This window comes from Sulfobacillus sp. hq2, assembly GCF_002903155.1.
In the GTDB taxonomy this organism is placed as follows: domain Bacteria; phylum Bacillota; class Sulfobacillia; order Sulfobacillales; family Sulfobacillaceae; genus Sulfobacillus; species Sulfobacillus thermotolerans.
Window position 1 is genome coordinate 81,537 of sequence record NZ_NWUL01000047.1, and the last position, 12,811, is coordinate 94,347.

The following is a 12,811-nucleotide window of genomic DNA, read 5'->3' on the forward strand; positions in this document are numbered from 1 at the left end:
GAGTCGACCCGGTCCCCAATGGCTGCTATGAAGATTCTTTTGCTCTTCAAATATATCTTAGCAGGTCTTGGGCATATCATGTAACAATACCACCAATTTCCACAGCAGAAGCTCAGCGAGCTTGAATGCTGGCCCCCAAAGCCGAAAGGCGCACATCTAACTGTTCATAACCGCGTTCAATAATTTCGCGTCCAGCAATCACGCTTTCGCCCTCCGCCTTCAAGGCCCCAATCACCAAAGCTGCTCCCGCCCGCAAGTCGGGCGCGGTCACATAGGCCCCATGCAAGGGATGGCCCCCATAAATAAGGGCAACGCGCTGGTCTGCAATAATCTGCGCGCCCATTCGGCGCAACTGAGCCGCATGGCCCAAACGGTTCTCAAAGACGCGTTCAGTGACTAAATGGACGCCGGGTACGGCCAGCAGAAAACTCATAAATTGGGGCTGACAGTCCGTTGCAAAACCAGGGTAGGGAGCCGTGGCGACCGATACCGGAATCGGCTTAAAACGCCCCTCACTGACAATGTGAACGGTATCCGCATCAATTTCTTCAACCATCACCCCAATGTCTTGCAAGCGGCCCCACAACCCGGGCAAATGGTCCACCAGACAGTTTTTCACCGTGATATCGCCCCCCACCGCGGCCGTACTCAACACAAACGTTGCCGCCTCAATACGGTCGCCGATGACGGTATGCTCAGCGCCTTTAAGCATCGAGGCGCCGCTAATCCGAATGTCCGGTGTGCCTGCTCCCCGCACCGTAGCCCCTAGGCGTTCAAGAAACTGGGCTAAGTCGACAATCTCGGGTTCCATCGCCGCATTACGAATCCGGGTTTCTCCTTCGGCCAGCGCTGCGGCCATCAGCACGTTCTCCGTGGCGCCGACACTGGGGAAGGGAAAATGCACTTCATTCCCCACCAGCTTTTTGGCGCGAAGCACAGTGCGTCCGCCCTCGTCGTGCACTGTGGCACCTAAAGATGTTAAGCCGTATAAGTGCAAATCAATGGGCCGGTCGCCTATGGCACAGCCCCCCGGCTGCGTAGCCTCCGCAGCTCCTAATTTGGCTAATAACGGTCCTAAAAGAAAAATCGACGCGCGCATTTCTTGCATTAATTCCGCAGGCACCACATAGCTATTAAGAGTCCTTGGATCCACAAAGACGTCACGTCCCGCCTTCTCTACGGTCATGCCCAAGGACCGTAGCACGGCAATCATCACATGAATGTCCCGCAAGTCCGGGACGTCATGCAAAATGACGGGTTCCGTGGCCAGTACCGTCGCAGCTAAAATCGGCAATGCGGCGTTCTTGGCCCCGTTTATTCGCACGGTTCCGTTAAGCCTTTTCCCGCCTCGCACCACAAATTCTCCCATGTTGCCTCAAATCCTCCCTCTCCTGGCCCAATCCAACGCACTTCTGGGCGCAATTGGACCGCATAGCGCGCATAGACCTCATGGCGCAAGCGCCGCATAAGACCAAGGACATCATGGGCCGTCGCGTGTCCCCGGTTCACAATAAAGTTGGCATGCACCTGCGACACCTCGGCATCTCCAAGACGCCACCCTTTCGCTCCCAAGGACTCTATGAGGCGTCCTGCATAATCATTGGGAGGATTTTTAAACACACTCCCCGCATTGGGATCACCGACGGGTTGCGTCCTTTTGCGGTACTCCATGTGGTGCCGCATGGTGCTCAAAATCTCTCCCGGCTCTTTGGGCGTCAGCTCGATTTGAGCTTCCAAGGCAATCCACTTTTGGCGCATAAACGCGCTTGACCGGTACGCAAAATCGGCTTCGGTCGACGAAATCGAGCGCACCCCGACCTCAGGCTCCCAGACCACAAGCTGGCGCACGACATCCTTCATTTCGGTCCCATGCGCTCCCGCGTTCATGACTAAAGCCCCACCTAAGGTGCCAGGAATACTGACCGCAAATTCCATTCCGCCCAAACCCGCCTGATGCGCGCGGTGAGCGAGTTTCGTCAATAATACGCCCGCGCCCGCGATCAATTGATCTCCCTTTGTGTCCACGTAGCGCAAAGCGCGCGAGGGAGACAGAACAACCGCGTCTAAGCCTTGGTCAGAGACCAAGACGTTCGTGCCTTGCCCTAAAACAAAATAGGGAACAGCTTCGCGGTGAACCCAGTCGAGCGCTCGCACCAATGCCTCTTGGTTCGGAGGCTGTAGATAAATCGCGGCGGGTCCGCCAATCCGGAAGGACGTATGCCGAGCCAACGGCTCCTCTTGCTGCACAGCCCCTACGTCTAGTCTACGCAACTCTTGGGCCACACGTTCCGCATCCAATGGCGTTACCTCCTTCCGTGGCGGGCGGCTGTGGTAATTGTCTCCACAATTTTCTGGGCCGCCGTATCATCTTGTATCGCACGTAATGCTTGGGCCATAGCCTGACGCTGCTCAGGCTGACTCAGCACCATGGTCAACACCTCTTGGCCCCTAAGGGCCAACTCAGGTTCTTTCAACACCAAGCCCGCGTGCCGTTGCGCAATGACTTCCGCATTTTTGGTTTGGTGATCTTCCGCCACATGCGGAGACGGCACCAAAATCGGCGGCAATCCAAAGGCCACGCAATCGGCAATAGTCATAGCCCCAGCTCTACCAAAAAACACATCAGATACTCGGTAGGATTTTTGAATCTCATAAAAGTATTCGACAATCCGCACCTGTTTTGGGTCCAACTGCTCGGGATTTTGCGCCACGCGGTTCATGATGTCTTGATAATACCGTTTGCCCGTGGCCCAAAGCAGGGTCCATTCGGGATGCTTTGCCAATACCGGCAAAAACTCCCATAAAAAGTCATTCAACGCTTGGGCTCCTTGACTTCCGCCCGTGGCCATCAGAACAGTTTGATCCGGCGCAATGCCCATAGCTTCGCGCAAGGCGTCTTTGCTTTCTTGCACCGCAATCACCACCGGATTGCTAGCCACAACAAAATGCGTGCCCCGTTTAAAATATTGTTGGGCTTCTTCAAAAGGCACGATCACCCGAAAGGCACGCGGCCCTAAGAGCCGGTTGGTCAGTCCAGGCCATGCATTTTGTTCTTGCAAGACTAATGGCACCCGGCGCAGCACGGCCGCCAAGCCCACAGGTCCCGAAACATAACCGCCCGTGCCCACCACCACATCAGGACGAAACGAACGGATATACCGCAAGGACTCGTTCAAGCCGCGCACGGCACTCAGCGCCCCTTGGGCCTTGCCCGCGATCCCTTTGACCAACAGCCCCCGCGCATGAATCGTTGCAAACGGAATGCCGCGGGCCGGCACTAAATCCTTTTCAAGTCCATGATCGGTTCCAATATATAAAACGTCCAGCGTTTTGACACGAGCACGCACCGCGTCAATAATCGCCAAGGCAGGATAAATATGGCCCCCGCTGCCGCCGCCCGCAATCAGCATCCGCATGTCCTACGACCACTCCCATACAAATTGTTGCCTACACTTTGTCGTCCGTTCTCCAGCGTATGTTTCCCGTTACGCAGCGTGCTTACTAATATTTAACAGAACCCCAACGCCCGCCATGCTTAACACAAGCGACGATCCCCCGTAGCTGATAAAGGGCAAGGTAATTCCCGTCACCGGCAACGTCGCGGTCACCACGCCCATATTAATCGCGGCCTGAATGGCAATCATAGTGGTTAAGCCCGTTGCCAATAAGCTGGAATACATATCGGGTGCCCGCATGGCAATGCGGAAACCTCGCCAAGCCACCATCATGAACAAGAGCACCACGGTCAAGGTCCCTAATAAGCCGAGTTCCTCCCCTAAAATCGCAAAAATAAAGTCCGTGAAGGCTTCTGGGAGATAGCCCAAGGCTTGACGAGAATACCCCAGCCCCACCCCTAAAACCCCGCCGGAACCTAACGCCAATAGCGCTTGAATGGTGTGAAAACCCTCCCCTAAGGGGTGCTTCCATGGATCCATAAACGCCAGTAAACGCTGTCTGCGGTAAGGTTCGGCAATCATGGCCCAAGCCAAAATGGGCACGGCCGCCCCAGTCAACTCGAGCAAATGGCGTTTTTTAACCCCCGCCACAAACAGCATGACAAAAAAGGTCCCGGCCGTCGCAATCGTCGTGCCCAAGTCAGGCTCGGCCAAAATCAAGACAAAAACAACCGACGCCAAGAGGATATGAGGCATCACGCCACGCCAAAAATCGTCCAAATCTTGACGGTGCAAACTAAAAAGACGGGCAAAGAGGAAAATCATAGCCAACTTCGCGAGCTCAGAGGGCTGAATTTGCAAAGAGCCCACCCCGAGCCAGCGCCGGGCCCCGTTGATATCAATGCCGACATGAGGAATCAACACGGCAACCAATAACAGCACCGAGAGCATAAAGCCCGGAAAAATTAGCTTCGTATAGCGCCAGTAGTCAATCCGGGTCGTGGCAATCATGGCAATAATACCAATCACGGCCCATACCAGCTGGTGTTCCACGTAATAATAGGGATTTCCAAACTGTTTGAACGAGACGGACGCGCTCGCGGAAAACACGACGACAGTGCCAATGGCTAATAAACCCGCAACCCCCGCTAACAAAAGATAGTCGATACGCCGTCTTTCCTCATTCATGCCATAACCTCCTTGCAGACCATCCCATCGTGCCGTGTGCTACCACCAAGCCAACAGCGCGCCAACAGCGGCTACGACCCAAAAGACCGCAACCACCCGCTCTTCCGGCCAGCCGCCCAACTCAAAGTGATGATGCAAAGGACTCATGCGAAAAACCCGTTTACCTGTTAGACGAAAACTTAACACTTGAATAATCACCGATAAGGTTTCAATTACGAAGAGCAACCCAATGAGCGGCAACAGCAGGGTCGTGCGCGACACAATCGCGGTCCCCGCCAACGCTGCCCCTAGGGCCAAAGACCCGGTATCGCCCATGAAGACGCGCGCTGGGTGCACATTATAGCGTAAAAAGCCCACGAGGGCGCCAATGAGCGTCAGGGAGACCAAAGCAATTACGGGTTCGTGATGCATAACGCCCCAGAAGGCAAAAAAGGCCATGGTAATTGCGGCCGCACCAGCGGCTAAGCCATCTAAGCCATCGGTCAAGTTTACGGCATTTCCGCTTCCTAAGATCGCCAACACCGAAAGCGGTCCAAAAAAGACGCCGGAGGGTAAGACGCCCCAGTGAAAAGGCAAAACATACGTACCTGCCGCGTGAAAACGCGCCCCGGCCAACCACGTAAACGCCACCGCAAACAGGACTTGGAATAGCAGCTTTTCTCGGGCTTTAAGGCCCAAAGGTCTCTTAAAGACGACTTTCAGCATATCGTCGGCCAGGCCAATCAATCCATAAGACCAAATCAATGCCACCAGTGCCCACGCTTCCAAGCTATGCGGAGCAAAAATCGCAACCGCAATGGGCAACGGCACCAGAAACAAGAGCCCCCCCATTGTCGGCGTGCCTTGTTTTTTCAAGTGGCTCTGCGGGCCGACATCGCGCACGGTTTGGCCAAATTTCAAACGGTGCAGCACGGGAATAAACACCGGCCCTAAGATAAATGCCACCAAAAATGCGAAGAGCCCCGCGTATGCTTGGTTCAATGCGGTCCCCCCCACTGTTCAAGACGTTGGTGTAAGGTCTCGAACATCATTCCGTGAGAGGCCTTTAAGAGCATCACGTCACCCGCTTGCAAATGCTGAATTAACCAATCATAGGCATGATCAAGGTCAGGAACCCACACCGCTTGGGATCCTAACGCCTGAGCACCCTGCGCGATCTTTTGTGATCTAGGGCCCACTGCCAGCACAATGTCCGCCCGGCGTGCAGCTTCTTGCCCGACCTGCTCATGGCCTTGCTCTTCTAAAACGCCTAGCTCCAACATGTCGCCTAACACGGCGATTTTGCGCCCGGTGGCCGGCTGATGTGCCAAAACGTCTAATGCCATGGTCATGGACAAAGGGCTGGCGTTGTAATAATCGGCTAGCACTGTCAGGGTCCCGAGCGGAACCGTCTGCAACCGGCCACTGGTGGGCGGTACGCTTTCCAACCCACGCACCGCTTCCTCGGGCGTTAATCCGACCGCTATGGCCGCCAAAAAGGCCGCCGCCACGTTGTGGCCATGATGGGCTCCGAGATAGGGAATGGTGAGTGACAAGCGGTTGCGGCGAAATTCCAGCGTGATTAGAGTACCATGAGGTGTCAATACGGCCTCTTTCACCACACAGTCGCCGCCTTGGCGCCCATACCAGAGAATCTGATTATTGGGAATTGTTGAGGCAAGAGCGCGAAAACGGTCATCATCATAATTGAGCACCGCTATTCCGCCAGGGCGCAGGCCCAGCAAAATCTCGCCCTTGGCTCGCTGGATATTGTCCATGCTGCCCAGTGTTTCCATATGATTAGGCCCGATATTGGTAATGATCGCGACCTGTGGCGGCATGATCTGCGTCAAAGCCGCAATTTCGCCTAAGGCCCGCATGCCCATTTCCGCCACGAAGTGCGTGATATCGGGGTCGCTACGAAAATATGACATTGGCAACCCAATCGCTGTATTGTAGTTGCCATGGGATTTTCCGGTCGCAAATTTTGCCCCTAAAGCTGCTGCCGTTAATTCTTTCACACTGGTCTTGCCCACACTTCCGGTCACAGCGACCACAACCGTTCCTTTGGCATCCACCGTTTGGCGCGTCATCGTCCCCATGGCGTCTAGCGGCGATGGCACCACCAACGCAGGACCCTGGAGGGGTTGAAAAGAGGCCTCTACCATCGCCACGCCGCCCTTGGCCCAAACATCGGGAACAAACTTATGCCCATCCGTGTGAGCCCCCGGCAAGGCGACAAAAAGGGCGCCAGGCTTGACGTTGCGGCTATCAACGGTCAAGTCGGTCATGGTCTTGGTGAGATCGACCCCATGCGCCACGGCTCCGGACGCTTTGGTCACCTCGTCATAGGTCAAGGCCATCATGGCTTTTTAATCTCCCGCAAGGCTTGACGTGCAATTTCTCGGTCATCGAAATGGATTGTGCCATCTCGGTAAATTTGATAGGTTTCGTGGCCTTTGCCTAAGATGAAAATCACGTCACCGGGCTGGCCTTTTTGCAGCGCCAAACGAATGGCCCGTTCCCGGTCCAACTCCACTTCAAACGGCGTCTGCGTCGGTTTGAGACCATCGGCAATTTGATTAATGATATCCATTGGATCTTCCGACCGGGGATTGTCGGCCGTCAGTACAACCCAGTCCGCGTAGCGCCCTGCTGCTTCCCCCATCAACGCGCGTTTACCACGGTCTCGGTCACCACCGGCGCCAAACAGGACCCCAATCGACCCCACAGTAAATTCCCGTGCGGTTTTTAAGACGTTTTCCATGCCATCTGGAGTATGCGCATAATCCACAATGACGGTAAAAGGCTGGCCTTCATCGATACGCTCAAAGCGGCCCGGAACACCCGGATAACGCGCTAACGCCTCGGCCATCTGCCGGGGCGATAAGCCGTAGACATAGCCGACGGCCATCGCGGCTAACGCATTGAGGACGTTGAACCGCCCTGTCATATTGAACTCCACCGCTTGCCGTTCCCCATTGGGGAACGACGCCACAAACTGTACGCCCCGGCTACCTACAGTGACCATGCTGCCCATAATGTCGGCCCCTTCGGTCAAACCATAGGTCAGGACAGGCACCGGCGACATCGGAATCAAGCGTTTGCCGTAGTCATCATCGATGTTGATAATGGCCGCTTTCGGACCCGTTTTGGAGGAAGCCCCTAAGTGCCGAAACAACAGGGCTTTGGCTTGAAAGTACGACTCAAAATCTTTGTGAAAGTCTAAGTGGTCTTGCGTTAAATTAGTAAATACGCCGACATCGTATTGCACTTGGTCGACACGCGAAAGGACTAAGGCATGGGAGGATACCTCCATTACCGCAGCCCGCATACCACGGTCCACCATATGACGCAAGAGACTTTGCAAATCAGGCGATTCAGGCGTCGTCCGACTCACCTTATACGTGTCTTGGCCCATTAATGTGTATAGTGTGCCGGTCAGTCCGGTCGGGATGTCATTGGCCTCGAGCAGAGCGCGCACAATGTGTGTCGTCGTCGTTTTGCCATTGGTCCCGGTGACCCCGATCATCGCTAAGCGTGCGGAGGGACTGCCATAAAACTTATCCGCAATCAAGGCCATGGCCCGCCTCGCATTAGGCACCACCACCCCGGATTTGCCAGCCGGAATAGCTTCCGCCCGCTCCACGACAAAGGCTGTCGCACCCCGGTTCGCTGCTTCTTGACAAAATAGATGACCGTCTGTGCGAAATCCCGGAATCGCACAAAACACATTATTGGCTTCGACATGGCGCGAATCGTATGCGATGCCTGTGACCTCCACTGCCGTATTCCCCACCGGGGTTCCATCCGGAACCACCTTGATTAGTTCACTCCAAATCATGCCGAAGCCTCCTACGTCATTTCCCCATGGCGTGAGCCCTTACTCACCCAAGCCAAATCTCCACCACGGACCCCGCCCTTACTTCGGTGCCTTTCGGCGGGTTTTGCCGCCGGACCACGCCAGATCCCTTATTGCGCGCCTTGACATTAATGCCCAAGACCCACGCCAAACGCGCTGCACTCTGGGCGTTTAACCCCTCAAACTGTGGTACTGCCACCCATTCTAAGTAAATACGGCTAGCGTCCCCTAATTTTAACTGGAGTATTGTGCCCGCGGGTCGGTACCCTCCATATTCAATGGATTGGTCCACCACCACACGGCCTCGCCCTTCAAATTGTACCGGAAAACCAAACGCTGCGGCATCTTGTAGTGCGGTTTCTGGGTCCAAATTTACCAAGCTCGGCACCATCGCCGGCTCCCCTTTTGGCGGGGGCTTAATGGGCTCCGTAGGCGGCAATTTTAAGTACCGAAAAATATTACGCACCAACTGTCCAAAAATTGGCGCCGCGACTTGGCCTCCATAGAACGCCCCCACGGGTTCATCCACATTGACAATCACCGCAACCTCAGGATTGGGCACCGGACCAAACCCAATAAAGGAGGCAATATATACCCCTTTTTCTGTGCGGCCGTTGATGACTTTTTGTGCGGTACCAGTTTTTCCCGCTATCTTATAGCCCGGAACCTGTGCCAGTTTTCCGGTGCCTTCGCTGACAACCCCTACCATCATGCTTTGCACCGTTTTGGCAACATTCTCTGACACCACTCGGCGGACAACTTGTGCATCCATCTCTTTTATCACATGCCCATTGGGAGCCAAAATCCTGCGCACAATATGCGGTTTAAGCAAGACCCCATCATTAGCGATGGCGCTTATGGCATTCAGCAAGGCGATAGGGGTCACCGTCAGGGTCTGCCCAAAGGCCATAATCGCTAAATCGAGAGCGGTCACGCGCTTCATCGCCGGAAAGATGCCCAGCGCTTCGCCCGGTAAGTCAATATGAGTGCGGCCTTTGAGCCCAAATTTGTCAAGATACTCGTAAAACTTATCCACCCCAAGCCCTAATCCCAATTCCATAAATCCTACGTTGCAGGAATTTCTCACCACTAAAGCCAAATTTTCCGCCCCGTGCCCTTGAGGCCGCCAGCAATTCACCCGCCGTCCTAACACATTTTTGAATCCCGGGCAAAAAAATTGGGAATTTACGGAGGCCGTGCCTTCTTCCAAGGCTGCAGCCAAGGTCACTGGCTTGAAAATCGAGCCGGGCGGAATCGCATCCGACACCGATAGCACCCGGTAATTCTTCGGACTATAGTCCCGAAAATGATTGGGATTCATCGAAGGGCGTTGGGCCATGGCCAAAATTCCACCGGTTTTGGGATGCATCACGACAATGCTCACCGATTTGCCCTGCGTGTGAATCATGGCCTGCTCGCAGGCCCGCTCGGCCATCCATTGAATATGATCGTCTAAACTAAGCTCTACGGTATCCCCCTGTACGGACGGAATGACACGCGTCTGCGCAAACGCCACCGACTGGCCCGTAACGTCAAACTCTTCTTGAATGCTACCGGGCTTGCCCGTGAGATATTTATCATAGATTAATTCAATCCCGGCCAACCCTTGATTGTCAATGCCAGTAAATCCCAAGACCGGTCCCGCCAATTCCCCTTGCGGATAGTAGCGCGCCGTTTCGGTAATCAAGTGGACGCCCGGTAGCGCCGCTAGTTGGGACCGCAAGGCATCAAGTTCTGTGGGCGCGATGCGCCGTTTAATCCACACAAATCCTTGCCTACGACTCAAGCGCCGTTTGACGGTTTGCGGCGAGAGTTGAAGCAACGTTGAGAGCAATATCGTTTCTTGGGTGCGATGTTTGCGGGTCTGAACCGGTATGGCATACACGGAATAGGCATGATGACTGCCTGCTAACAAGTGTCCATTACGGTCGACAATGTTGCCCCTAAAAGGTGCCAAGGGCACCCCCCGGAAATGAATTTGGTCGGCCCGCTCTTTGAGTGAAGCGGCTTGCAAGCCTTGGATGTCCGTTAAACGGCCTAGTAGCAAAACATCGTACAAGCCGACAAGCAGCATGACCACAAAGGTCCGCCGTTTGATTGTCAAAGTAGGCTTGTTGGTCATTATTTGTGAGCCTCCTCGCCACGTCCTTAGGCTTGGCTACTCACAATATCTATGCCCTCACCCTTGGGGTCAGAACGCTACTTTGTTTTGACAAACGGCTGCGAGCCGTTGACAGGACCGGCATAGGGTTTGATCTTCCAGTACTTAAACATATAGGAGGCAATATGCTTCCACACCGGAGCCGACACCTGATCGCCATAGAACAATTTGCCGATGGGGCGATTAATCATGACTAACATAATGAACTTAGGATGCGGGACGGGGCCAAATCCCATATATGACGACACAAAGAGTGTGTTGGAAGTCCGGCCGTTGACAATCTTCTGCGCAGTCCCGGTCTTCCCTCCAATCACGTAACCGGGCACTTGGGCCGGCACACCGGTGCCTTGGGTGGCTTCGAGGACCATCATGTGTTCAATTTCTTTAGCCACTTGCACGGAATCCGGGCGCGATTCCACCCTTGGTTTAAACGTTTTCAAGACTTTTCCGGACGGAGACAAAATCGCTTTCACAATGTGCGGCTGCATCATCGTGCCGTGGTTGGGAATCGTCGAATCGGCGGTAATCATTTGCATAGGTGTGACGGCCATGCCTTGTCCAAACCCAATGGTGGCCAAATCCACGGCATTCACATTCTGTTCCGGAATCCACACCCCGCTCGAATCGCCAGGCAGTCCCACATTGCTCGGATGATCAAACCCAAACATCTTAATATAATGATACATTTCACTGACCCCGACTTTGAGCGCCACATCCATAAAGACTTGGTCTGATGAGACTTCGAGTCCGCGCGTTAAGGTAATCCAGCCCCAGCCCACTGGATTCCAGTCGTCGATACGCACGCCATCCACAATTTTATAACCCACGGTATCAAACATACTATTGGGGGTAAAAAGCCCCAGTCCCAGTCCTGCCGACGCCGTCACAGGTTTAAAAATGGATCCAGGCGGCACCGGATCTTGAACAGCATAGTCCGTCATCTGCAACGGAGTCGCAGAATAGTAGTTGTTGGGATTGAAATTGGGCCAATTGGCCAAGGCCAAAACGGATCCGGTGTGCGGATTCAACACGATGACGGTGCCATTTAACGCGTGCGCCCGTTTGACGCCCCACTTTAACCATTTTTGCGCATCCGCTTCAATATTGGCGTCAATGGTCAGCTGAACCGTATCGCCTGGTTGCGGAGCTTTGTAGGCTTCTTGCCACTGGGGCAGTGGATTGCCGGCTGCATCCGTTTGCACTACCCAATAACCCGGATGACCGGACAAGATGCTGTTGTCCTCGTATTCAATACCCGCTAAACCCTTGCCATTAGCGCCCACCATGCCAATCACTTGAGAGGCCAAAGTCCCATTAGGATATTCTTGTCCTGTACTTTGCACTACGCTAATTCCGGTGAGGTTCAAGGCTTGAATCTTCTGTGCCACCGAAGCTGGTACCGAGCGGTCTAATAACGCATACCAGGAGTTGTCGCTCAGCACCTTGCGTAGAAGCGTAGAAGAAAACGGCAGATAGCGAGCCAAAATCTTGGCCGTTTGTGCGGGATGGTTCACATACTTCGGTGCGGCAACAATTTGATAGGTCGGCACGTCCATCGCCAAAACTGTGCCGTTGCGGTCCACAATTTTCCCACGGGCCGCTGGCAAAATAATTTTATGCACATGGATATTGCGAGCATAGCTCTGCAAATCACTCGCATCGGCGACCTGAATAATGACGAACCTGACGACCAATATCACCATGAAAATGGCCGTAAAAAGCAACGTCCATAGCGCGCGATGCTGCACGGCTTTGCGAGTATTCATGCTCGGGTAACAGCCTCCCGCAAATGGATAATCCATTGGCTCACTAACTGAGGCCAGGTCGCATAGCGCGGCACTTGATGCGCGACAGACCTTTTGGGAGCCGGTGTTTGAGTTTTGGGCACCACCATCGTCAGATGCAGACGTGAGGCGTCAGCCGCCAAGGCCCGGGGAGAGGTCAGGTCGGTCACGGTTAAACTCAGCACCTGCTGTTGGCGATGGAGCTGAGTGTATTGCGATTCTAATCGATCTACCTGATATCCCATGACCATTACATGAATCGCGAGAATGGACGCGATCATGCCCGCGCCCCATAAGGCACTGATCCACAATACGGTCCTGACCCAAGGTTTGCGCTGCACTTTGGGCTTGGGTTGCTTGCGCGGGCGCAGTTTCTTCTCCCATTGGCGCGCAAGATTTCCCTCGTTGTATTGGTTCCATGGGTCGCGGTCAATCATTGATC

Annotated in this window: 10 protein-coding genes; all 10 read right to left on the bottom strand. The window is 54.3% G+C overall.

All coding sequences use genetic code 11. The annotated features are described in order from the left end of the window. Positions 1-112 precede the first annotated feature (112 nt). Positions 113-1,369 carry a UDP-N-acetylglucosamine 1-carboxyvinyltransferase gene (murA, locus tag CO251_RS13920; protein WP_103376422.1) on the bottom strand — a complete coding sequence of 419 codons (1,257 nt, stop codon included), beginning with the start codon at positions 1,367-1,369 and terminating at the stop codon, positions 113-115. Beyond that, on the bottom strand, positions 1,315-2,298 hold the full coding sequence (gene murB / locus CO251_RS13925; protein WP_103376423.1) for a UDP-N-acetylmuramate dehydrogenase: 984 nt from the start codon (positions 2,296-2,298) through the stop codon (positions 1,315-1,317). The genes murA and murB overlap by 55 nt, the downstream gene beginning before the upstream one ends. A gap of 5 nt (positions 2,299-2,303) precedes the next feature. Further along, positions 2,304-3,416 (bottom strand): undecaprenyldiphospho-muramoylpentapeptide beta-N-acetylglucosaminyltransferase, encoded by a 1,113-nt coding sequence (murG, locus tag CO251_RS13930; RefSeq protein ID WP_103376424.1) that lies wholly within the window; start codon positions 3,414-3,416, stop codon positions 2,304-2,306. A 69-nt stretch (positions 3,417-3,485) separates the two neighbouring features. Next, positions 3,486-4,583 (bottom strand): putative lipid II flippase FtsW, encoded by a 1,098-nt coding sequence (gene ftsW / locus CO251_RS13935; protein ID WP_103376425.1) that lies wholly within the window; start codon positions 4,581-4,583, stop codon positions 3,486-3,488. A 39-nt stretch (positions 4,584-4,622) separates the two neighbouring features. Continuing rightward, positions 4,623-5,564 carry a phospho-N-acetylmuramoyl-pentapeptide-transferase gene (gene mraY / locus CO251_RS13940; RefSeq protein ID WP_103376426.1) on the bottom strand — a complete coding sequence of 314 codons (942 nt, stop codon included), beginning with the start codon at positions 5,562-5,564 and terminating at the stop codon, positions 4,623-4,625. Further along, the gene (gene murF / locus CO251_RS13945; RefSeq protein WP_103376427.1) at positions 5,561-6,928 is read right to left on the bottom strand and encodes a UDP-N-acetylmuramoyl-tripeptide--D-alanyl-D-alanine ligase; all 1,368 of its coding nucleotides are present in this window, start codon (positions 6,926-6,928) and stop codon (positions 5,561-5,563) included. The genes mraY and murF overlap by 4 nt, the downstream gene beginning before the upstream one ends. After that, positions 6,925-8,406: a UDP-N-acetylmuramoyl-L-alanyl-D-glutamate--2,6-diaminopimelate ligase gene (locus tag CO251_RS13950; protein ID WP_103376428.1), complete on the bottom strand. Its 1,482-nt coding sequence runs from the start codon at positions 8,404-8,406 to the stop codon at positions 6,925-6,927. The genes murF and CO251_RS13950 overlap by 4 nt, the downstream gene beginning before the upstream one ends. A gap of 43 nt (positions 8,407-8,449) precedes the next feature. After that, positions 8,450-10,546: a penicillin-binding transpeptidase domain-containing protein gene (locus CO251_RS13955; protein ID WP_103376429.1), complete on the bottom strand. Its 2,097-nt coding sequence runs from the start codon at positions 10,544-10,546 to the stop codon at positions 8,450-8,452. Positions 10,547-10,623: 77 nt separating this feature from the next. Then, complete coding sequence (locus tag CO251_RS13960; protein WP_103376430.1) at positions 10,624-12,351, bottom strand: penicillin-binding protein 2; 1,728 nt, start codon at positions 12,349-12,351, stop codon at positions 10,624-10,626. Beyond that, positions 12,348-12,806, bottom strand: coding sequence for a hypothetical protein (locus CO251_RS13965; protein ID WP_103376431.1), 459 nt, complete (start codon positions 12,804-12,806; stop codon positions 12,348-12,350). Before CO251_RS13965 ends, CO251_RS13960 begins: the two co-directional genes overlap by 4 nt. Positions 12,807-12,811: the final 5 nt, after the last annotated feature.